General features: G+C 44.6%; 22 protein-coding genes. 15 read left to right on the top strand and 7 right to left on the bottom strand.

Annotation, left to right across the window (positions count from 1 at the left end):
• Window positions 1-104 precede the first annotated feature (104 nt).
• A complete protein-coding gene (locus QW597_00475) occupies window positions 105-698 on the top strand; it encodes a hypothetical protein (GenBank protein ID MEM0155071.1) in 594 nt (197 codons plus the stop codon).
• An 18-nt stretch (window positions 699-716) separates the two neighbouring features.
• Here QW597_00475 and QW597_00470 read toward each other — a convergent pair whose 3' ends face one another.
• Together QW597_00470 and QW597_00465 are read right to left on the bottom strand one after the other, a co-directional pair.
• Window positions 717-1844 (bottom strand): DNA methyltransferase, encoded by a 1128-nt coding sequence (locus QW597_00470; protein MEM0155070.1) that lies wholly within the window; start codon window positions 1842-1844, stop codon window positions 717-719.
• 377 nt (window positions 1845-2221) lie between these two features.
• A complete protein-coding gene (locus tag QW597_00465; protein MEM0155069.1) occupies window positions 2222-2905 on the bottom strand; it encodes a hypothetical protein in 684 nt (227 codons plus the stop codon).
• Between the two features lie 194 nt (window positions 2906-3099).
• Between QW597_00465 and QW597_00460 the strand changes: the two genes are divergently transcribed.
• Both QW597_00460 and QW597_00455 read left to right on the top strand, forming a co-directional pair.
• The gene (locus tag QW597_00460) at window positions 3100-4026 is read left to right on the top strand and encodes a TIGR01777 family oxidoreductase (protein MEM0155068.1); all 927 of its coding nucleotides are present in this window, start codon (window positions 3100-3102) and stop codon (window positions 4024-4026) included.
• Between the two features lie 69 nt (window positions 4027-4095).
• Window positions 4096-5061: a 3-hydroxyacyl-CoA dehydrogenase family protein gene (locus QW597_00455; protein MEM0155067.1), complete on the top strand. Its 966-nt coding sequence runs from the start codon at window positions 4096-4098 to the stop codon at window positions 5059-5061.
• 44 nt (window positions 5062-5105) lie between these two features.
• Here the strand turns inward: QW597_00455 and QW597_00450 are convergent, their stop codons facing one another.
• Together QW597_00450 and QW597_00445 are read right to left on the bottom strand one after the other, a co-directional pair.
• Window positions 5106-5393, bottom strand: coding sequence for a hypothetical protein (locus tag QW597_00450; GenBank protein MEM0155066.1), 288 nt, complete (start codon window positions 5391-5393; stop codon window positions 5106-5108).
• A 110-nt stretch (window positions 5394-5503) separates the two neighbouring features.
• On the bottom strand, window positions 5504-5959 hold the full coding sequence (locus QW597_00445; GenBank protein MEM0155065.1) for a multiprotein bridging factor aMBF1: 456 nt from the start codon (window positions 5957-5959) through the stop codon (window positions 5504-5506).
• A 73-nt stretch (window positions 5960-6032) separates the two neighbouring features.
• On the opposite strand from QW597_00445, the gene QW597_00440 reads away from it, so the two are divergent.
• The 6 genes from QW597_00440 (at window position 6033) to QW597_00415 (ending at window position 15245) form a co-directional block, all read left to right on the top strand.
• Window positions 6033-6686, top strand: a complete 654-nt coding sequence (locus QW597_00440) for a fibrillarin-like rRNA/tRNA 2'-O-methyltransferase (protein MEM0155064.1) — start codon at window positions 6033-6035, stop codon at window positions 6684-6686.
• A gap of 69 nt (window positions 6687-6755) precedes the next feature.
• Window positions 6756-9446: an alanine--tRNA ligase gene (alaS, locus tag QW597_00435; protein ID MEM0155063.1), complete on the top strand. Its 2691-nt coding sequence runs from the start codon at window positions 6756-6758 to the stop codon at window positions 9444-9446.
• Between the two features lie 11 nt (window positions 9447-9457).
• Window positions 9458-11230 carry a hypothetical protein gene (locus QW597_00430; GenBank protein ID MEM0155062.1) on the top strand — a complete coding sequence of 591 codons (1773 nt, stop codon included), beginning with the start codon at window positions 9458-9460 and terminating at the stop codon, window positions 11228-11230.
• A gap of 7 nt (window positions 11231-11237) precedes the next feature.
• Window positions 11238-12311 (top strand): ATP-NAD kinase family protein, encoded by a 1074-nt coding sequence (locus tag QW597_00425; protein MEM0155061.1) that lies wholly within the window; start codon window positions 11238-11240, stop codon window positions 12309-12311.
• Window positions 12312-12318: 7 nt separating this feature from the next.
• Entirely contained in the window at window positions 12319-13440 is a 1122-nt protein-coding gene (locus QW597_00420; protein ID MEM0155060.1) for a glycosyltransferase, read from the top strand.
• Window positions 13441-13535: 95 nt separating this feature from the next.
• Complete coding sequence (locus QW597_00415; protein MEM0155059.1) at window positions 13536-15245, top strand: DUF2070 family protein; 1710 nt, start codon at window positions 13536-13538, stop codon at window positions 15243-15245.
• On the opposite strand, the gene aroC is transcribed toward QW597_00415, so the two are convergent.
• A complete protein-coding gene (aroC, locus tag QW597_00410) occupies window positions 15242-16330 on the bottom strand; it encodes a chorismate synthase (protein MEM0155058.1) in 1089 nt (362 codons plus the stop codon). The genes QW597_00415 and aroC overlap by 4 nt on opposite strands.
• A 103-nt stretch (window positions 16331-16433) precedes the next feature.
• Between aroC and QW597_00405 the strand changes: the two genes are divergently transcribed.
• From QW597_00405 to QW597_00390, 4 genes are all read left to right on the top strand, one after another.
• Entirely contained in the window at window positions 16434-17348 is a 915-nt protein-coding gene (locus QW597_00405) for a branched-chain amino acid transaminase (GenBank protein ID MEM0155057.1), read from the top strand.
• 143 nt (window positions 17349-17491) lie between these two features.
• Window positions 17492-17833, top strand: coding sequence for an archaellum operon transcriptional activator EarA family protein (locus tag QW597_00400; protein ID MEM0155056.1), 342 nt, complete (start codon window positions 17492-17494; stop codon window positions 17831-17833).
• 167 nt (window positions 17834-18000) lie between these two features.
• Entirely contained in the window at window positions 18001-19947 is a 1947-nt protein-coding gene (gene lonB / locus QW597_00395; protein ID MEM0155055.1) for an ATP-dependent protease LonB, read from the top strand.
• 34 nt (window positions 19948-19981) lie between these two features.
• Window positions 19982-20374: a hypothetical protein gene (locus tag QW597_00390; protein MEM0155054.1), complete on the top strand. Its 393-nt coding sequence runs from the start codon at window positions 19982-19984 to the stop codon at window positions 20372-20374.
• Here the strand turns inward: QW597_00390 and QW597_00385 are convergent.
• Together QW597_00385 and QW597_00380 are read right to left on the bottom strand one after the other, a co-directional pair.
• Window positions 20351-21142, bottom strand: a complete 792-nt coding sequence (locus QW597_00385; GenBank protein ID MEM0155053.1) for an adenosylcobinamide-GDP ribazoletransferase — start codon at window positions 21140-21142, stop codon at window positions 20351-20353. The two genes, QW597_00390 and QW597_00385, sit on opposite strands and share 24 nt — an antisense overlap.
• Window position 21143: 1 nt before the next feature.
• The gene (locus QW597_00380) at window positions 21144-21314 is read right to left on the bottom strand and encodes a hypothetical protein (GenBank protein MEM0155052.1); all 171 of its coding nucleotides are present in this window, start codon (window positions 21312-21314) and stop codon (window positions 21144-21146) included.
• A 478-nt stretch (window positions 21315-21792) separates the two neighbouring features.
• On the opposite strand from QW597_00380, the gene QW597_00375 reads away from it, so the two are divergent.
• Both QW597_00375 and QW597_00370 read left to right on the top strand, forming a co-directional pair.
• Window positions 21793-22692, top strand: coding sequence for a carbohydrate kinase family protein (locus tag QW597_00375; protein ID MEM0155051.1), 900 nt, complete (start codon window positions 21793-21795; stop codon window positions 22690-22692).
• A 36-nt stretch (window positions 22693-22728) separates the two neighbouring features.
• A complete protein-coding gene (locus QW597_00370; protein ID MEM0155050.1) occupies window positions 22729-23250 on the top strand; it encodes a gamma carbonic anhydrase family protein in 522 nt (173 codons plus the stop codon).
• Window positions 23251-23296: the final 46 nt, after the last annotated feature.

The following is a 23296-nucleotide window of genomic DNA, read 5'->3' as shown; positions in this document are numbered from 1 at the left end:
AGTGCAAGTATCTGAGGATCTGAATGCTTTATTTTGTACAGACGACTTCTTGCACCACAAAACATTAAGTTATTATAGAAGCGCAAAATTATTAGCTGGTATTCATGATAAATTTTGAAGATCATGATTCTAGGATCAAATTTGAAACACATAATTCGTATGATCATACACCTGAATTTGCAAAATCGAAACATATGCACGAAATTGAAAACGCCCATCCGTTTGTAAATGGTCTTGATTCAAAGATGGATTTCGATGCAGTTTTTGAAGTGGTCAAGGACTCAGTGAAATTCGTGTTGGGAAAAGAAAGATCTGGACTTGGACTTGCTCTTTCAAACTTACCCTCCACAATGGGGGCGTACTGGCAGATAGGGGGGAACTACATAGTGATGAATGAAAACCTTGTCAGAGCAATGGAGCGCCTGGCCTCCTCGTTTCGTGAATTTAACTCTTTTGTATATATGATACTAACACACGAGTATGTGCATTCACTTGGTTTTATAGATGAATTAGAAGCCAGACGTGTGACAGCCATGGTCGCTTCCGTTGCGTTTGGCGAGAAACACCATGCATCGAGAATGAGTTCAGGCGATCTCTGGAATCTATACCCACAACTAAGGTATGTAGCCAGTGGAAACGGGGATTCGCTGAGGATCGTCAGCAAATTTGATTCCTCGGCAACTTCCTATATAGCGTGATTGGCACTGGTTGATTATCTAATCATTAAGCTTAATCCTAGTGAAAACAAAGATGTATTCGTGTTTAAAGATATAAAACCCGCCTGCAAGTGCCCTGTATCTCCAGAGCTGTTCCGATGACCTTTTTCCTCTCGTTGTATCAAAATTCTTGACTGCCATCGTTTTGAGGGCATACCCCCTTGACATAATCTCATTCATGCAATAAAACCCAAGGGGAATGTGCAACCCGTTCTCATATTTGTCTCCAATCACAAGGGTCAGTATTCTTCCTTCCTGAATGTGCGGATGCAGCCTGGATGAAAGTTCGCCGATTTTATGGACGAATTGCTCAGTGTCTTTAATTGTGGAAAGGTCATCGGGGGATTCTGAAAATTTTATGATGTCCTGGTACGGGGGGTGCAATATTACAAGCTGGAATCTCTCGATTCCATTATCCTCGCGTATCTTTTTATAATCAGCAGCTAGGGCATTTCCTACGTACGTCTTCGTCCTCGCATTAAATGGGTTCTTCTCCCTTTCTATTATTTCTGAAGATCTGTTCATGATATTCTCGTTCAACTCAAGACCTATTCCATTCCTCCCCATTCTCCTGCACTCGATCAGTGTGGTTCCGCTTCCGAGAAAAGGATCAAGAACCCAGTCTCCCCTTTTGGTGTATCTCAACATCATCTGCCTTGGGATCTGAGGAATAAAATTTCCCCAGTACCATGCACTGTGTTCGCCCGATCGGCTCCTCTTCTCTTCCAGCCACAGGCTGTCGGTTATTACTTCCCCATACTCCTTCCACCTGGATAAATCAAGGTCGTTTACGCGGTTGTGCTTGCTTGATTCGAGGCTGTGCTTAAGTCTTCTCGCATAATATAGTGCACGTTCCAATGTTGCCGAGGAAATAATCTGCTCAATCTCGCTTGTCACAACATCCTTTGAGATACGCCTTTCTTGGCCAGGCACGGGCGCAATCGGTGCCATAGGTCTTGATATTTTATCTCGGATTGCTGCTGCCTTGTTCCTCAGAATTTCCATGTCCGTTTCAACAAGAATATCTTTGAGTGCCTCCCTGATCATATATATCTGATGATCCTGCAGAATCTGATTGCCAAGGTTCGCTTCCGTCAGCGGTTTGCGAGTTCCGGTGTGCTGCTCCATATTGTGTGCAATATGCGATCACATCTAGCTCTATTTTTTTTGTTATTCCGAGAAGAGGGGTGCAGGTCAATCAGTGCCTCCCATTATATATTTGAGGTCAAAGGGGCGTACCTCGGTTCAGATATACAAAGAAGAAAAGGAAGGAAATATTCTGTTTCTTTATGACTCAATGGAGAGGAGGACCTCAAATAGGCCGAGCAGCATTCTCCAATACAGTAATGGTAGCAATGGTACAGTCCAAGATCAAGCAATGGCCCTCGAAAATATGCTACTGATATGATCGCTGTCTGTCAACTGAAAATTGACTACGTAAAAAAAACTATACAACGCCGTGTTCATTTGTTTTGGACACCTGTTATCTCATTTGAAACCCCATTTTAAATGAAATATTTCCATATAATTATAGAGATGAAAAAAATGAACGCTACAATGTATAAACCCATATCAATGCGTAAACCGGCACCAATGGATATTGTACTCGTATATATGTGATAAACAAGAGCACCGGAGTAAGGTTTTATATTCATCGTCAAGGGTAAATTGAATTGCTTCAACCAACCCACACCGGGTGCAGGCGTACTGGCGGGGTAATAAACACTGTTTCCAAGAACGTATGTATTGAACAACACTGTCATTCTGACCCAATAATATAGCAGTCCTGCCATTGACAGAATTGTACTTATAAAACCGATTCTTGATATGGTATCTCTTGCATTCCTATTAATGACATTAAATGAATTCCTGAGTGCTCTCCCGTATACTGTAAATGCCAGTGCAATAAATAGCGCTTCCCCGTAGTTGAGGAAGTATACATTTGGAAATTGCTGAGTGTAGTCTGGCATTCTCCATAACCCGGTCGAATTTGCTACCTGCTCAGTTAACCATGGAAATCCAATCGCATGGACCCGGTATCCGTCAATTGAGAATGGAATCTGGAGTATGGATAACTCGAGAATTATTATTATGGAAACGAAAGCACCAACAAGAAACAATGAGCTCCCAACTGCATATTTGAGCTTATCAACGTCCACCCTCCACCTGTTAATTCTAAATTCTGCCATTTTCAACTTCCCTAACCCTCTGTGATGGCATACTCGCTGAGATTGAAAGTGATGGCCGCAGTGAATTCTATCAGTACTATCTTCTTATATACATTCAAGATTTATTCGCCCAGATACGCCACCGATTGTAATTACCTATTCTTTCAATGGTAAAGATACAAATATATTTTAGAATGTTTTGTCTCCATTTTATTATGAGTCAAAATAAGCGCCTTGTAATTGCTGGAGCAACCGGATCAATAGGCAGGTATTTGTGTCAGGAGCTGGGGAATTCTGGATATGAGATCACGGTCTTAGCGAGAGACCCCACGGGGGCGAGGACCGCGGTACCATCCGCAAAGAAAATTGTGAAATTCGATTATGAAGGCGGTGACGGCTGGTTCAGAGAACTGGACGGCTCATTGGGGGTCATAAACCTGTCTGGCGCTCCCATTTTCAAAAGGTGGACCAAACGATACATGAATGAGATAATAGACAGCAGGGTAAAAACCACAGGGGCAATCGTGGATGCAATAAGAATAGCAAAGGACAGACCACGTTTTCTGGTGAACGCTTCTGCTGCAGGATATTATGGGTATGACGGGGGTGGCGTCGACACTGTGACCGAATCAAGTCCGGCCGGGAACGATTTCTGGGGAAAATTTGTTTCAAAATGGGAAGGGGAAGCGAAGAAGGCAAATGATCTGGGAGTCAGGGTTTCTCTCATCCGAACTACTGTCGTTCTAGTCAAGGGCGAAGGGGCGTTGGGTTTGTTGGTCCCGCTATTCCGGAAAGGCATAGGTGGCTACGTGAAGTCCGCCACCCCGTGGTTTCCATGGATACACATGTCAGATGAAGTATCCCTGATTAAGTTTGCAATCGAGAACAACCAGATTTATGGGGCAATCAATGCCTCTTCTCCGAACATTCCGACCATGCAGGAATTTTCGGCCACCCTCGGGAAGGTCTTGAATAAGAGGAGTTCGATTAGAATTCCTCCGTCGCTGCTGAGACTTATACTAGGCAAAGGTTCATCTGTTATATCTCGCGGCTTGAAGGTATATCCGAAGGTCGCATTGGATAATGGCTTCAAGTTTAGTTTCCCTAACCTTGAGGATGCACTCAGAAACCTGCTGTATTGATCTGAAAACGATATTTTTGGCCCTGGCATATTTATAAAAGCTCACGGAATGCAGTAACGGTCGTTTTCAATGGTGAAGCAGAAGATAGCAGTTATCGGTGCCGGAAACATGGGTGCTGCAATTGCGGAGCTCATGGCATTCAATGGATTTGAAGTTGTAGTAAAGGATGTGAACATGGAGCTTGCGGAGAAGGGAATTAAGCGTATCAAAAAGATTCTCGATGATCTTGCATCCTATGACGCATCAAAGGCCAGCAAGGAGATCATGCGTATCGAGAATTATGGCGTAAAGCTTTCTGCCGATCAGAAAGCAGCTATACAGGAAAAACTCAGGCCGAATTATGATCAGAGATTTGTTGAGGCCGCTATGAAGCGAGTACGTGGAACGGACTCGTACACAGAATTCAGGAACGTAGATATTGTAATAGAGGCTGCATTTGAAAGCATGCAAGTCAAGAAGGAAATATTCAAGGCGATTTCTGAAAACTGCAGGGAAGATACCATTGTTGCATCCAACACCTCATCATTAAGCATAAGTGCAATGGCGGGAAACGTCTCCAATGCGTCGCGCGTAATTATCACCCACTTCTTCAACCCACCATATACACTGCCGCTTGTTGAGATTGTTCCTGCGATCCAGACATCGGAAGAGACATTCAGGACGATATCGGACTTCATTGGTGGCTTGCATAACCACAGAACTCAGATGATACCGATAAGGGTCAAGGAGGTACCCGGATTCCTCGTTAACAGGATACTCGTTCCAGTGATGAATGAAGCCGCTTTCATGCTGGACGAAGGTGTAGCAAAAGCTGAGGACATTGACAGGGCAATGAAAGCAGGCGCGGGGTTTCCCATGGGCCCTCTTGAGCTCGCAGATATGGTGGGACTAGATATAACGTACGATGTTGCCAACATATTATACCATGAATACGGAGATAGCAAATACCGGCCATCTAACCTTCTAAAGCGAATGGTCTCTGCAGGTATGCTGGGGAAAAAATCGGGTAGGGGGTTCTACCAGTACAATAAATAATTTTGGAAATGCCTCGTGAGAGGCAATTATTTCGTAGTCACAACTCACTTCAATGGTGTGATGTTCTTTTTCGGGGCGTTAACGAGTACCATGGTTGGCTCAATGTTGTACTTTGTCTTGGAAACTCTAGCAATGGAAACCAACGCACTCTTTCTCTCGTTTCCCTTGAACAGTTTCCTTAGTTCTGCCAATAGCGTCTTGCTGACCGTGAGCTCAACGAAAATGGGTGTTCCAAGGTGATACCAAGTTGCAATGATGGATCTGCTGTCTGCTTCCAATATGTCCTCACGGTCCACTTCAAATTCCAGCCGCTGACCTATTTCTATTTTCAATTCTGGTACCTTAGATAACACATAAAAACATTATTATTTAATCTTTTTTCACAGGTAAATGGTACAATAATACGAGTAGAAAATGAAAATTATATTGAAAATTCAGTGAATTATCCCTTCTGGATGATCTTCACCTCAAGCAGTTTCTCGAGTTTCCTTGCAACCCTCACGTCGGGCATCAACTCTCCTCTTTCAATGCTTGAAAGCACATTTTTCCTTTCCTGGATCTTCCTTGCAAGTTCCTCTTGTGTCCATGACAATTTCTCGCGGGCTTCCCTTATAATGATCGCATAGTCTGGGTCGATGTCCAAGTTCTCTATGTCATCCCTGGGTTTTCGGTAAACCTGTTTCGATCGGACTGGAGGCGGAGTATACTTCGGCTTCTCAGGCATCATCACTGTGCTGGCGGAAGTAACACGCTGTGCTGGGCTATAGCTTCTCATGTTTTCAACTGGCCTGCCGAATTTAGCACAAGCATCACACACATTGAGAATCGCGCCGTCAACCCTAATTTTAGTCGTTTTCTGCACTTTCTTACCGCACATCTCGCATTCAATCGATGCCATGCTACCCTATTTCTAAAAAGATAAATATGTTTTATCTCTCTCTTTTTCTGTTTTGATATGATTCTGGGGGTTTATTGATCTGGCAGCATTTGATTCGCGCAGGATTTTAATAGAAGGGCGGAGGCTTTACACACAGTCTGAGGTGCCCAGAAGCGTGTACGGCGAGGTTACCAAGAGGTCTTCTGACAGGTTTTTCCGATACTGGGACCCCAAGAGGAGCAAACTCTCTGCCGGCTTCCTGAAAGGTCTTAAATTCTTCCCATTTGGGGAAGATACTAGGGTTCTTTATCTGGGGGCATCCACGGGAACCACGGTGAGCCATCTTTCCGATATCTGTGTCTCCGGAAGGATATATGCGGTTGAACTTGCATATGAGCCTTTCATGAAACTGCTTACCCTCGCAGAAAGTCGCAATAATATTTATCCCATACTGGAGGACGCGAATCTCGTGGAGAAATATTCTTTCTTGGTGGAGGATGTGGATGTGCTGTATCAGGACATTTCCCAGAGAAACCAGATACAGATATTCAACAACAATGCCTCTGCCTTTCCTGAAGCAAAAAAGGCCCTGCTCGTGGTGAAGATCAGGGCAATATCCTCGCGATCCGATGAGGAAAAGATCCTCAATGCAGCTATCCGGGAGATCAAAGGTTTCAGGGTAGTACAGAAAGTGAACTTGATCCCGTATGACCGCGCCAACTACATGATTTATCTGGAAAGGCAGTGAACCGATCTGTTCGGCAAGCTTATAATAATGGCGTAATATTTTGGACTAGAAAAATGGCGTGGTGGTTAAATGTCGGGCGAAACCAAGGCTTTTGAGCTGGAATTCTTCAAGTCCAGATCCATGAAGAGGAAACAGTGCACATCGTGTTTATCGTATTTCTGGACATCTGACGATAAAAGAAAGACTTGCGGAGACCCTCCCTGCGACGAATACGGGTTCATCGGAATGCCCCCTACTGCTACAAAATACAACCTTGACGAGATGAGGAAAGAATTCCTTGATTTCTTCAGGGCCACCCATAAGATTGTTTCTCCATACCCCATAGTCCCCAGATGGCGGGATGATGTTCTACTCGTAAATGCCTCAATATATGATTTCCAACCTCAGGTGACTTCTGGGCTTGTGGCTCCTCCCGGTAATCCTCTGGCAATGTCACAGCCATGCATCAGGATGAATGATATCGATCAGGTCGGCGTAACCGGTAGGCATCTCACCAGTTTTGAGATGCTCTGTCATGACTCCTTCAATACAGACAACAAGGAAATTTACTGGAAGGAAGGCACAGTCCGGTACTGCAACGAATTTCTGACCCAGAAACTGGGTATTGACCAGAAGCTCATCACATTCAAGGAAAAACCATGGTCCGGAGGCGGAAATGCTGGTAATGCCCTGGAAGTCTTCGTACTTGGTCTGGAAGTCGCAACGCTCGTTTTCATGGATCTTTCCGAAGATGAAGATGGGGAGATTGAAATTGAAGGGAAGAGGTATTCCCCTATGCCTCAGAGGATTGTGGATACTGGGTACGGCCTTGAGAGGCTAGTATGGCTCAGCAACGGTACTTCCACAGTCTATGACTCAATTTTTCCGAAGATATTGTCGGCAATTCTGAATGAAGCAGGTATCACGAGACCTGACGAGAACATGATTGCCAGAATTGTCAGGGCTATGGCGTCTGACGAAACAGAGTTGCCCCTTGCAATAATCCGACGGGTAATTACCAGCCATGCAACAGAAAATGGGAATAATTCAGATGAGATTACAAAGGAAATGGAGAAGCTGATGGCAGCTTTCATACTAGCCGATCACAGCAGATCGCTTTTATTCATGTTCAGCGACTATGTCATCCCTTCCAATGTCAAGGTCGGGTATCTTTCACGGCTGCTTATCAGAAGATCTCTAAGGTATCTCAGTGAAATTGGCTCTGGTATCACGCTTCTTGATCTCATAAGGATGCAGAAGGATAATCTAGGAGACATGAAGCTCAACTTCCCAGAGGAATTTATCAGGGATGTTATCGAGGAGGAAACTACCAAATACGAGGCTGCCCTGAAAAGAGGAGAAGCTGTCCTGCGAAGAACCATAGAAAAAGCAGGATCTGTTGGCGAGGAACAACTGCTGGAATTATACGATTCATATGGAATATATCCTGAATTTGCGTCACAGATCTACAAGGAAATAACTGGAAAGAATTTGGAAATACCGCATAACTTCCAGGCCAAGGTTGTATCCCTTCATGACGTGAAAAAGCTGCAAAGGGAACCGACTGAAAGGTTTCCTGATATTTTCACGCGGTCGCTTTATTATGATGATGTAAACATGAGAGAATTCACTGCTTCCGTAATGTATTCAGGAAATGGGTATGTCATTCTTGACCAGACAGCCTTCTATCCAGAAGGTGGAGGACAGCCGTATGATCTGGGTGTCCTGAAATACGGGAACTATGAAGTAGAAGTTACAAGGGTAGAGAAACACGGAAAGGCAATAGTTCACTATATAAATGGAAATATACCAGAGAAATCAAGGGTAAAGGGCATAATAGACTACGAGAGAAGGTGGCAGCTGATGGTACACCACTCGGCAACGCACCTCTTGCTAGGCGCAATGAGGCGAGTTATCGGCGATCACGTATGGCAGAGCGGTGTCCAGAAGGAAGTTGCAGATTCGAGAATAGATATAACCAACTACCGGAAGATCGATGCAGATACCATTCTGAAGATTGAGCGCGAATGCCACAAAATTATTACAGAAAGCAGAAAGATTACAGTGAAGAACATAGAGTGGAACAACGCTATTGAACGATATGGTTTCAGGCTCTTTCAAGGTGGCGTCCCCCTCTCGGACAAACTCCGGGTCGTCGAGATTGACGGAGTTGACGCAGAGGGTTGCGGCGGCACACATCTCTCATCAACTGCGGAGATAGGACTCGTCAAGATAAAAAGCGTGGAGAACATACAGGAAGGGATCCAGAGAATAATATTTGTGGCCGGTCCTGCTGCAGTCAATTTATTTAACAATAGCTATAAGGAACTTGCAGAAATCAGGAAAATCATTGGTTATAGTGAGGGCAATATTTCAGACGCCATCAGGGTTATCGTCAACGAAAACATTGATGCTAGAAAGAACCATGAGAAGCACCTGAAAGAGTCTGTGAAGGCACTAATCCACACAGGGAAAACGATAGAATCCGGAAAGGAAAGGGTAATATTTATCCATGGCTCCCTCGACGAGGATGCAGAAAAAGATCTGTCAAAAGCTGCTTACGGACTGGAGGCTAATGTCGTAATAGTTTCCCTTGACAGACATGATTCAAAAAAGCACATGATCTTCGTTAGAGATCAATCCAGTGCCAGGAAAATAGCACAAGGCTTGGGGCTTCCAGACAATGGAAACAACGGATCAGACAGATACTACTCTGCGATTTCATCAAGGAATCTGGATGAAAAGTTAATAAGGAGTTTTTTCGATAGTAAGCTTCAGTAAGGTAAAGAATAATGGATGATGAATACAATAGGATACAGAAGATCGTTGCATCTCATTATGAAATTTCAGAAACCGGGGAGAGGGGTGGTTCATATTATTTCAGGATACCTGGTCTTGCCAATTACCCAGAGGGGAAATTTTCAGAACTGGTGGACGAACTTTCATCCCACGGGTATGTGGTATTCACGTCCGGCATGTTCGGTGACGAGCTTTATGTAATCAAGAGCGTTTCTCAGCATAGGAACAGGAACCTGATCAGATCGATTATGGTTGCCCTTACCATTGCAAGTCTCTGGTACACAGGATACACTTATCAGGAACAATACACGCATACAACCAGTTTTTTTGCCAACACCGCCGTGGCATTTCTCTTGTTTGTTTTGCCCATAATTGGGGTTCTCGGGCTGCGGGAGCTTGCCAGATTCTATGCTCTAAGGAGAAACAGTATGAAATATGAGGCACCTCTCTTCATACCAGATCCATTCGGGATAGGGACAATGGGTGTGATCAATTTGCCGTCCCGGCCATTCAAGACGCGGAGGTCTCTCCTTGAAGCCGGGTCTTTTCCAATCATTGCGGGTTTTATCGGTTCTTTATTTTTGATAATAGTAGGCAACATTGCCATTCCAGCTTCAAACTCATACGCACCAGGCGTAAATTCCCCCATTAATACCGTCAGCCTTCCTATCATATATCCAATTCTGATAAATTTCTTCTATCCTGTTTCTTCAGTGCCTAATATAATAGCTTACAGCGGATGGGTGTGCCTCATTGTCAACTCGTTCAATGCAATTCCAGCCGGATTCCTTGATGGAGGTTTGGTGTCTGTGGGACTATTCGGCGGCTATTCTAGGTACGTTTCTTACATTTCTATCATCGGGCTTGTGCTCATTGGATTAACCTACACTCCATGGTTCATACTCGCCGTTTTTGTCGTCATATTAGGCATTCGTGGACCTGAACCATTGGGCAACATATACCGGCCGCTCAAATTTTCCAGAGTTATAGGCGGCATTGCCATAATCATCCTGTTCCTTGGGCTTGTTCCTTTTCCATTTCATGTCTCAGAGAGCCATATAACCGCAAGCGTAAGTGATCCAAACTTCCTGATCATTAATGGAACCCCACAGAATGCCAATTTTACAGTATACGTGAAAAACGGAGGCATATCCTCTATGGTTCCGGCGTTTTCAGTATCTCCGCTCATTGGATACACATTTTCCTCAGAGCGATCTTCGCCCATAGATCCTGGGGGTTCTGCTCTCTATCATGTAACGCTGGAAACACAGAATCTAAACAGGACAGGTTATTATAACTATACCCTTACCACTTACTACGGGGGAAGCAGTTCGAATATCCAGTTGACTGTAATTCTCGTGAATACCAATTTCAGGACAGACCCTCTGACACTGAACCCCCCTGGATTTGCCAACAACGGTGGTAAATTATCTGAAACGTGGAATGGAACCGTAAATATAACGGTCGAGAATACCGGGGAAGTGGGCCTTAACATTTCAGCGTATATATTTACAGACACCGGTAATTCATACCGCTATACAGTGGGAACAGAAACCGTTAACAGGAGCGCATACGGGTCAGCAACTATATTGTCTCCGGGTGGAAATCTTCAGGTTAAAGGACAACTCCAGCTGCAGGTAACCCCCGTTAATGTGACCGGTGAAATGACCCTCCTGGTGACGGATACTCAGTTCGACGCTGCGGTGGTATACATTTCGTTTCAGCCCCCGCCATCAGAGCCAAGATATATAGGGCAAATAACATAAACCCTCAATGAGAGTAGGCTTCTTCATAAATCCAAGGGCCGGTTACGGAGCGCTGGTGGGCAGAAAGGGATCAGATTCTGTTGAAGATGTTAAGGGCGAAATGAGTGTGTCTGTGACGCGTGGCCTTAAATTTCTTTCCGAAGTGAAGGATCTGGCAATAGATTACCTTGTCCCTTCAGGAATCATGGGTGCTGATGAAATGGATGATCTTGGCATTAGGAGTTACGGGATCATCTATCAACCGGGTAACCCTTCGACCAGCGTTGACACCAGGTGCTTTATGGATCGTGTCGCCGAGAAAGATCCAGATCTCGTTGTGTTCTGTGGTGGAGACGGGACAGCCAGGGATATACTATCATCAGGGCACAGTGATATCCCAGTTCTTGGGGTACCATCCGGAGTCAAAATGGAAAGTTCTGTCTTTGCTGCTAGTGTTCAGTTCGCTGTTAATGTTATGAGGAATATTTTATCTGCGGGTACCTTCGAAACAGTGAAAGCTGAAATCGTGGACATTCCGGAAGAAGAAATTGGGGATCTGCATCCATCACCAAGACTATACGGAGAATTACGAACTCCAATCAGCGAGGGAATAATAAATTCACCCAAAATGGACTTCTTCGGAGGTGATGTTGAAGGAATCGTGGATTATTTTCTGGAACATCTAGACAAAAATGTCAGATACATTTTAGGTCCGGGATCAACATGCAAGGCAATTATAAGGCGCCTAGGAAAGGAAACGAGCTTGCTCGGATTCGATCTAGTATTTGATGGGAATGTAGAGGAGCAGGATATTACTGAGGAAAGGATATACGAAGTGGTTTGTGAAGGCAGCTGTATGCTGGTGATATCTCCGGTGGGTGGGCAGAATTTCCTTCTTGGGAGGGGAAATAAGCAGATTTCAGGTAGAATAGTGACCAGGCTTGGGTTTTCAAATATAATTGTAATATCGGCAGAAGAAAAGTTAACCTATACAAAAAAGTTATATATTGATCTTGACAATATTAGCTCTATCTTAGTACCAAAATATGTAAGAGTACTGACCGGATATGGCATGTTCAAGATAGTTAAAATAGAAGGCTGATAGAGTAATGAAGATAGGATTCTTCACGGATACATATTACCCAACGCCGGATGGCGTTTCCCATTATCTCCGTGATACCAAGAGAGCATTGGAGGATCGGGGGCACGAGGTCTTTGTTTTTTCGTTGAGCGGGGATAGGCACGAGAAGAATGTATTCATAAGCCAGTCCGTTCCCATTTTCGTGTATCCGCAATACAGATGGCCACTGGCTCTCTATCCTTTTCTACTGTTCAGGAAACTGAATTCACTTGAGCTAGACGTTGTTCATATACATTCCTCGTTCTTCATGGGGTCAATAGGGTATCACACCGCAAGAAAGAAAAACATACCGGTTGTCGCCACGTTTCACACGGATTTTATACGGATGCAGGAATCCATAAAACTTCCCTTCAAGAGCCAGTTGTTTGATCTTTCATGGAGATACAATGTTTACCTTTACGATAAATGTGACATGGTAACGGCACCGAGTCAATCTGCAGTGGAATTCCTGAAGGAAAATGGTATAAGAAATGCCATTGAGCTTCCACTCTTCGTTCGTACAGACAGGTATAAACCGGGGAAGAGCAGGGAAAACAAATTCGTGGTTCAATATATAGGGAGGATCACCAAGGACAAGGGTATTTACAATATACTGGACGTAGCCAATGAGTTCCCTAGAAACAATGGCGTCAGGTTTGTCATATCCGGCACTGGACCAGAGGAGGATAAGATCAGGAAAATGATATCCAAGATGGATCTTGAGGATCTTGTGCAGATGACGGGCTATATTGGGGAGCAGGAGAAGCTGAGTGCCCTTTCTAATGCTTCTGTCTTCGTGCACCCTTCAGAGACGGATACTTTTGGTATAGCAGTTCTCGAAGCTATGGCGTGTGGAAAACCGGCAATCGTTTCAAATAAATTCCCACTTATAAACACTAATTCACCTGAAAACGGCATGATAGGCGTTGATTTTTCAAAGCCGAAGGAAGTTGCGGAGAAGATTCGAGAATTGAAGAGCAACAATAACAAGCACACAGAATTGTGCGAAAGCGCGAGAAAGTACATATCCGGCAGGTATGATCCTCATACACATGTGGAAATGCTTGAAAATCATTATAAGAGTCTCATTGAGTTGAAAAAAAGCTCCTGAAGATACTTAAAGGCAAGAATTAAGCAATTGAGTAAGCATTATTAAATCACAGCGTATTCACACCAACGCAGCCAGTACCTAAGAAACACAGATCAATTGAAGACCTCAGCAGATTTGTCAGAGGGGCGCCGGGATGGAAATTCTACATAGTTCCAATTTTCATTCTCGCAGTTGTTGATTATGTTCTGGTAGGGTCAATCCTGGAGGTTGCGATCGGCTTCATTCTCTCATTCATACTTGTGATAATCTTCGATTCCATATTTATTAAGATTGGAAAATTCCATTTCCCGCTTAGAAGGATTGTATATCTGGACTTTATAAGCTACGGTTTGTGGACAGTCATCTTTTGGATTTCCCATCTTTTGGATGCTTTTGGAAGCGTGGAAGCGCAGTTGTTCTTTGCTGTGTCATTCGTCTCATTTTTCAGAGTTCTTATCTTTGAGGTGTACTATACTGAGAAAATATCGTACCTCCTCCCCCCATCCCTTAATTACACATATGCCGCAATAATAACGTTTGGATACCTTTTTGGGGGATACTCACTCATAATACCCTTTGTTCTTTCATCCGTTATTAGTGCCCTGATTGCAATCCTGTTTGCAAGATCAGTGCTTTCGGACTTCGCGACAGACTACGGCGTAAGCCCTATGAAACTTTTGCAGTTTTTCCTCAACTTTCGATCCATGGGAGATTCGGATCAGGTTGGCAAAGAGTTCTTTGACAGGATATACAAGAAAGAGCAGATCGTTCCTGTCAAGGTAATTGACATCCGGAATTCGCATGGACCGCTTGTGTCACTCATTTTTCCATATGTGCACCCCGGACCGTTTGGGCGTCTTGGCTGCAGCGACCTGCCAATCAGGCTGCAGGATAAGCTTTCAGATATGGGCAGGGAACTCATGGTATTTCACACTTCAACAACCCACGCGAACAACTGCCAGGGAGAAAATGACATTGATAACATTGCATCAGGAATTCGTGAGGCACTTCGCAAAATGAAGTACACAAAAGTGATGTCACGATTCAGAAAGCTTAACGCGGGCAGATACAGCATAACCCTCATGAGATTCGGAAATTTTGGATTTGGTGGTGTAGTGCCCGACTTGGAACCGTTCGACGACATCGAGCTCGGTGAGGGAATGAGGGTAATGGAGGCTATAAAAGCTCACGGAGCAAGTGAATTTGCGCTGGTTGATGCCCAGAACAATTTTACCAAAGGAGCAAACGAGCTCAGGGACTGTTCTGATTTAATAAAGCCATTTACCAGAGAATTTGTGAGATCCAATCCAAATTTACCTGCAAAGGTAGGATTTGCATCTTTGAAAGCAACTTTCCCAGGCTTGGCTAAAATGGGAATTCAGACCCTTGCTATCAATTCTGGAGAAAGAAATGATGCCATTGTCTTGACGGATTCAAACAATGTAACGCGGGAGGTCATAGACATGGTCAGAAAGAAGTCAGCTCATATTGTATCTAACGTTGAAATCTATACCACGGACAATCATATAGTCAACGCGAGCACTTTGGATGTTTTTCCGCTGGGTATGGACGGAGACCTGGACATAATCTCTGATCTCATTGTAGGAACTATCAGGGACGCAGTGAGGAATACTGGCAACGTTGAGTTAGGTATGGCGTCAGTAGATGTCGGGGTGAAGATGGGTGAAGAGAACAGCTATCACAAGCTGACGGCAAGCGTCCTTTCCACTGTGAAGAAGGCCAAGAGAGCGATCGCATTTACTCTTCCCCTCGCACTGATTATTTCATTTCTGCTCTTCCTTATCCCGTTCTCAAGCCTGTTCTAGGTCAACACCCTTGGAATGCGATCCGCTGTAATCATAAAGTCTGCTATAACAATCGCAGTTGCAGTCTGGATTACAGGAAGAGCGCGTATTCCTATACAGGGGTCGTGCCTGCCCTTTATCAAGATAGACGTATCCTCCATGGTTTCGAGGTTCACGGTCCTCTCCTCCATTCTTATGGAAGATGTTGGTTTCACGGCCACCCTGAAAGTCATGGGCATTCCGTTGGAAATTCCACCAAGGATGCCGCCGTTATTGTTGCTCAGGAATGATACTTTACCTTCCTTAACGTACATCTCATCCCTGACCGTCGAGCCAGCAGAGCTGGCGAAGTCAAATCCAAGGCCAAACTCAATTCCCTTTATTGCCGGTATAGAAAACATCATCCTGCTGATCTCACTTTCCATGGAATCGAAAATAGGCTCACCGATACCGGGGGGAAGGCCGGTGACGACCGTGCGTACTGACGAACCGAGGCTGTCTCCTCTCCCTAATGCCGCCCTGATGGCAGAGTAAGCCGCCTCATCAACACTCTGGTCAGGGATCCTTGTCTTGAAGGAATATGCATCTTCCGGACGAATCTCTACCTCATGATCGAGGTTGGTATCACCAATCCTGTCAATGTACGATGTAATGGTGATGTTATACTTTTCAAGCAACTGAATACAGGTTGCGCCCGCAAATACTAGTGGTGCAGTAAGCCTTCCAGAAAGGAATCCTCCGCCTTGAAAAGGTCTGTGTTTCCCGTACTTCATCAGCATCGAGAAGTCAGCATGCCCTGGCCTTGGTTTGTATTTAAGTTCAGAATAATGCTCGCTTATAACATCGCTGTTATTGATGTAAAAAGCAAGTGGCCCCCCATTGGTGTAACCGTCACTCAGCCCAGACAGCACACTGACAATATCTGATTCATTGCGTCTTGTGGTGATCTCGCTCTGGCCGGGGCGTCTACGTTCCATCCATTTTGAGGCGCCATCCAGATTCAGAGCAAATCCAGATGGGAAACCATCAATGACCCCCCCCACTGCTGGGCCGTGAGATTCTCCAAAAACGGTAAACCTGAGATCGTTTCCAATGGTAAACGACACTGATCTATATCATAAGTTTATTATATCTAATTTTGCAGGTTCCTCTTGATCGAAGGATAAACATCAATAAATTATATCGAGACGGGATAGCAGAAGGATCATCATGGAAAGCGAAGCGCGTGTTTGGCTTGATGGCAAGATCGTAAGATATTCAGAGTCCAGGGTGCCTGTCCTGACGCATTCCCTGCAGTATGGAAGCGGAATATTTGAGGGGATCAGGAGCTACGATACCAGCGAGTCTGCTTCAATCTTCAGGTTGCGGGAACATGTACTGAGGTTTCTGAGATCCATGAAAATATATTCCATGTCAATTCCCTTCACTGCTGATGACATCGAGAAAGGGATCAGAGATATCATTTCACTAAATGAATACCGGAACGCGTATATCAGACCCTTTGCGTTCTACAACGATGATCGGATAGGGCTCAGTACTGTTGGCAAAAAAGTGAGCGTTTTCATCGGAGCAGTGCCATTCAAAAGTTACTATTCTGCAAAAGAAATGAAAGGTCTCAAGTGCAAGGTTTCCTCTTGGCACAGGCCATCGTCAGCGGTTTTGCCTATCGAGGCAAAAGCCAGCGGAAATTATCTTAATTCGATAATTGCAAACAGGGAAGCGGTGAGCATGGGCTATGATGAAGCTATCCTAACAAGTACAGCAGGATATATAACCGAAGGTCCCGGGGAAAATATATTTCTCGTAAGCGGAAATAGGCTGATAACGCCGAGCGTTGAATCGGATATTCTTGTCGGCATAACTCGGGACACAGTGATGAAACTTGCAGCAGATATGGGGGTAGAGGTCATTGAGAGATTTGTGCACAGAGAAGAACTGTATAACGCTGATGAGCTGTTTTTCGCAGGTACGGCTGCCGAGATATCCCCAATAGTGGAGGTGGATGGGATCATTGTTTCGGAAGGTTCAACTGGCAAGATTACTGGGAAGATTGCAAAACTGTACAGTGACACCGTAACGGGAAAAGTAGGGAAATATGAAACTTGGCTTACCAGGATCACTTAAATGGACAGGTTAATTTGGGGTTTATTGTTTTGTCTGACTTAAATACCTCTTATGTAGGTAGTTTGTGCAGTGGGAATGTATTAGAAGCTATCTGTGGTTTGTCAGACAAAAAGTTTTAAATATAGTCTATGGAATATAAGCGTATGGAAACGGTGGCAGACGGAAACGTCATAAGATCACTTAACAGGAGTGAGCTTAGAAGAAAAGCTCTCTTCTATCTGCTTAGCATATATCCGTACAGGTCGTATCTTTCGGAAATCTCCAGGGCAATCAAGTCGGATCCCTCCAACGTGAAAGGATGCCTTGAGGGACTCGGTGTGAGATACACCGTAGAAGAAAGCCTGGTTGGTCTTGGACTCGTTAAGGCGGAGCAAACTAAGAATGGTTTCAAGTACTTCAAGGTGAACCCCGACGTTGTGGATGAAGTCAGAGCCATGAAAGCAATGTTCACCCAGAAGAAGATATTTGCCGTAGAAATAGGTTAAACCACAGTTTACCGTTTCCTAAATATCCCCATTTTTTAAATCATGTTTATTTCGGTATTTTTCTTTAATTTTGCAACTTCCGCTGTGGGTATATATATTATAAGTTACAAAAGACAAAATTAACTCAATATTGAAAAGGCTTAATTATTGAATTTGGATACGTAAGTGTGGAAGATACAGTCGACAGTGTAGAGGAATGGGTTGACAAATTAAATATTACATCGACAAAGGACATCAAGGTCCCACCAGTCCTCTTTGATCAGGTCATAGGACAGGAGAGCGCAGGGGAAGTAGTAAAGAAAGCCGCGCTCCAGAAAAGACATGTATTACTCATCGGGGACCCTGGAACTGGAAAGTCAATGCTTGCCCAGTCTATGGTGGACTTTCTGCCAAAAGAAGAACTGGAGGATATACTTGTATTCCCGAACCCTGAGGACTCAAACAGGCCAAAGGTAAAGACGTTACCTGCCGGGAAAGGCAGAGAGGTCGTAAAACAGTATCAGATCAAGGCTGAAAGGGTAAAGCGGGACAGGGCCAGATCCATCATGCTCGTGATTTTCTCAATCGTGTTCATAGGAATAATTTTCGCGGTTATGTATGGCATAATTATACTCTTTTATGCCATTATAGCAGCTGCAATCCTGTATGTGGCACTTGCCATGAATCCAAGCTTCAGACAGGAAAAAGCAATGATCCCTAAACTTCTTGTTTCGCATACGGGAAACGAGAAACCGCCTTTTATAGATTCTACTGGGGCTCATTCCGGTGCGTTGCTGGGAGACGTCAGACATGATCCATTTCAGTCTGGCGGGCTTGAGACTCCAGCGCACGATAGAGTCGAAGCGGGCAATATTCACAAGGCACACAAAGGCGTGCTGTTCGTAGATGAAATGAACCTCCTGAGGCCGGAAAGCCAGCAGGCTCTTCTTACAGCAATGCAGGAGAAGAAATTTTCAATATCCGGACAGAGCGAAAGGAGCGCTGGTGCAATGGTTCAGACAGAACCGGTACCTTGCGACTTTGTACTGGTTGCCGCGGGGAATCTTGACGCAGTTCAGGGAATACACCCTGCCCTTCGGTCTAGAATAAGGGGATATGGGTACGAAGTCTATGTCAACAATGTTTTTGATGATAGTGACGAAAATAGGCAAAAAATAGTTCAATTTATCGCTCAAGAAGTTCAGAAGGACAAGAAGATCCCTCATCTTGACAAAGGCGCAGTCGTCGAAATAATAAAGGAGGCGCAGAAGAGATCGGGGAGAAAGGGGAAACTTACCCTCAGACTGAGAGAACTTGGCGGTCTTATCCGGGTTGCGGGAGACATAGCAATTAGCGAGAAGGCCGATATTGTTACTTCAAAGCATGTTATGGACGCTAAAAACCTAAGCAAGCCGCTTGAGCAGCAAGTTGCCGACAAAATGATTGAGGTGAGAAAGAACTACAAGACGTTCCTTTCTGAAGGAGAGGCTGTCGGAATGGTCAACGGCCTCGCTGTCATGGGCGCAAACAGTGGAATGGCAGATTATACCGGTATCGTTATGCCCATAGTTGCCGAAGTTACCCCTGCACAGAAGAAGGGTAACGGAAGCGTTATTGCAACAGGAAAACTCGGGGAGATCGCCAAGGAAGCTGTTGAAAATGTCTCCGCCGTGTTCAAGAAAATAAGTGGCAAGGACATAACTGACATGGATATTCACATCCAGTTTGTTGGTTCATACGATGGAGTTGAGGGTGACTCCGCCAGCGTTTCAATCGCAACCGCAGTTATATCGGCTATTGAGAACATTCCTATCGACCAGACTATAGCTATGACCGGTTCACTGAGCGTGAGAGGAGCGGTTCTTCCTGTAGGTGGCGTGACTGCTAAGGTTGAGGCCGCAATCGAATCAGGCATGAAGAAAGTAATACTACCAAATGCCAACTATGGCGACGTCATACTGGACGAGAAACACAAGGACAGGATCGAAATCGTTCCCGTGGATAATATCCAGCAGGTGCTCGAGACCGCCTTCGTTTCCGGACCGGACAGGCAGAAATTCCTTGACAGAATATCACAATTTCTTAAGCCAAAAATTGGCCCCGGAACGGGACGCGCTGGAGCCAATGTTGGTTAATTTATTTTATATTTCTATTCTTGAACCAAACTGTGTGAGTGAAATCATCGATTTTTCAAAGCAGCAGACCGATACATTTGTTGTCATTGACTTGAAAGCAGTCATTACAGAGCTCCAAGTGAGGATAGCCGTCGAACGTGCTACTAGGAGGCTTGCTTATAGCTCTCGTATACACGATTTTGGATCGCTGGTAATGATGTATATCACGGGGTCGCCTCAGATCGTAAGTGCATTGCACTCTGCTGGGATATCAAAGAACACCAAAAAAGCAATAGTGATCTGCAGCAGTCCGAGTGAGTTCTATGAATTTCTGGAGCGTTTTTCCGGAAGAGTTGGAAGGTTACAAGAATCTCCTCTGGTATACGATGACCAGGTTAGGGACAGGGACACATTGACTGCCATGTCAAACGTGGACTATGAGATTTAGAACCCCATAATGCATAGTCACCGCGATAAGGATTGCAAATACAGCGATATATGTCATTCTTGCAATCTCTCCGGCGAATCCGAGGACATCACTGCTGATACCTGAGAGCACGTTTGCAGTTTTTTTCAGTACGAGATATGCAACCAACAGGGTGAGCACAAGTGCGATAAGGAAGTCAATCCCCAAGATTAAAGAGAGTACTATCAGTATAATCATATTCAGGTAGATGGTGGCGGGCCCTCCCATGTTAATGTTCTCAACTATGCCGGATACGGTTTCGTTCCCTATAGATTTCTTACCGAAGGAGGTTGTTACAAATGTTAATTTTGCAGCTCCTTCTGCGAGAGTGATGGCTATTAGGGCATAGAAAGGAGGTATGGAGAGAACGAAAGCTACCGTAAGACCATATACTACAAGAACTGATCCAATGCCTCCAGTTCCAGCAGCTGGGTTCTTCATCATCTTGACCAATCTGGATCTGTCATTTCTCAGCATCAGTGCATTTCCTGTGTTTAGAACCGAATCAAGTGCATGAAAACCTGAAAGGGCTGTCACCAATATCACGTAAACTACGGCGGCGGAGAATAGACTAACATAGGTGGCGAGGAAGTAGTATATTACACCCTCGATAAACCCAAGGAAAAGGCCAAGAATAGAAAGGAAATAGAGTCCCCGCACTGTAGGAACATCATCAGATTTTACAGGCAGGATCGTGAAATAACTAACCAGTGACTTTATATCTTCGACTATTCCATTTTTTTCAGCCATATCAGGTTCCCTCTTTGCATTCTCTTCTCTTTGGAGAATTCCTTTTTTCTTTCTGGCTATCCTTTCCGAAGGAGATTCTTTTCACTTCCTGCTGGAAGCTAATATGGTTTTCCAGTCCAGAGAGGCCAAATATGGTATATAGAAAGTTCTCACATGAGAAATTCACTTTCATTCACACAGCCGATGATCAAATCAGTACCGCATACCGCGCAACCAATGAATACCTTCGTATTTTCAAGCCTCACAGTCTTGGATCTCCTGCCCATCCCGGTGCCGTCTGGCTTATTTCGGGAAATTAGCTCTTCATTTTTTCACGACCAATTTCTTTCCGCATTTTCTCATGGCCATCATTCTATCTCGCCGAAACATGGGTTATTTATATTACAATCTGGTCATGTGTTCCGGTAGATACAACTTCTTATGAACCTTAAATATTTCGCTCAGGTCGAAGATTATGACCAATATGGAGGAATGAGACGTTATACTCTTCGCAACCTCAGTCGCGATCAGGGAATCGGTAAGCACTATTCCGATCCCGGATCTATTTCACCGGATATTGGGCGCTATATCATCTTCGATATACCTGCCATAGGCCCCACGCGACCCAGAAATGATTAAACAAAGAAATATCTATGAAAAGGATATAGTGTGTGGTGAAAGAGCCATTCCTCGCATACTTTGGTCACGTGAATATCGATGTAATGATCAAGGTCAAGTCCATTCCAACCCACGGATCTATTGGTGTTGAAAGAATGTCCGAGGTCTTCGGGGGGACGGCAGGTAATTTTGCCATCATCTCCTCAAAACTCGGAATCAATTTTGATCTATACTCTTCCGTATCTTCTGTCACGCATCGCGATTATCTCGAAAAGCTTGAAAAAATGGGTATTGACATTAGTCATATCACGATACAGGGAACAGGTATGGGACCAGTATGTTACATAGTTTCAGACGGTTCTGATCAGATTGCTTATGTTTTTCAGGGACCAATGGACTCATGGAAACCCTCGTTGGGCTTCAAAAATAACAGGTACAGGTACGCTCACTTCTCCACGGGACCAGCTGAAGAATATTTGCGAATAGCACAGCAGATCAGTGAAGATTCAGTGATTGTCTTTGATCCGAGCCAGGAAATATCCTACAAGTGGGACAGAGAAACGCTAATTTCAATGCTCGACCTTGCTGATTTTTTCATTGGCAACCTGAGTGAATTCGAAACCCTGCAGAAAATGACCGGTCTTGGTATCCGGGAAATCACGGCGAATGGAACAGATGTCATAGCAACCCTTGGAGAACGCGGATCATCTCTCTATACAAAAAATTCACGCGTTGATGTTCCGCCTCTTAAACTGGGGCCGCCAAGGGACAGTACAGGTGCAGGTGACTCCTATCGGGCGGGCCTCTATTTCGGACTCTCCATGGGAAAGAGCATGCGCGAATCAATGGCAATTGCATCGGTAGTTGCCGCAGAAGCAATACGTGAGGGAATAGATGCCATGAAGCCTAACATTGAAAAAATTCTCAACGAATCAACCAGGTTGATCTTCTAAAAAGTCAATTTATAAGCCTGCAAAGGTTTCAGGTTTATGCCAGTGTATTCGTTTGAGGGAAAGCACCCAGAAATTGGCAGATCGTATATCTTCCCAAATGCTACTGTGATTGGAAATATAAAGATTGGTGACGGCGTCTGGATAGGCCCAGGAGCCGTGCTTAGAGGGGATTATGGCAGGATCGAGATCGGGAGCTACAGTGCAATTGAAGATAACTGTGTGGTTCACGCCAGGCCGGGGGAGACCACGGTCATAGGAGAACATGCAACAATAGGGCATCTTTCTGTGATACACACCGGCCGAGTGAAAGACTGGGCTGTAATAGGCATGGGTGCTACGGTATCGGATTTTGCTACCGTTGGCGCATGGGCTGTGGTAGGCGAGGGCGCTGTTGTTAAGAACAAATTTGAAATCCCGGATGAAAGCATTGCTGTTGGTGTGCCTGCCAAGATTGTGGGAAAAATAGACAGTGCCTACAAGGATCTGTGGACCGGCTACAAGAGCAATTATAACACCTTTGTCGACAGATATCGCCAGAATTTAAGGGAAATACGGTAAATCCCAATCATTTAGCTCAGTGATATCAAGTGAATTAATGCATTTG

This window comes from Thermoplasmataceae archaeon (assembly GCA_038729425.1).
Classification (GTDB): Archaea; Thermoplasmatota; Thermoplasmata; order Thermoplasmatales; family Thermoplasmataceae; genus B-DKE.
This window is presented reverse-complemented; position numbering and strand designations above follow the sequence as displayed.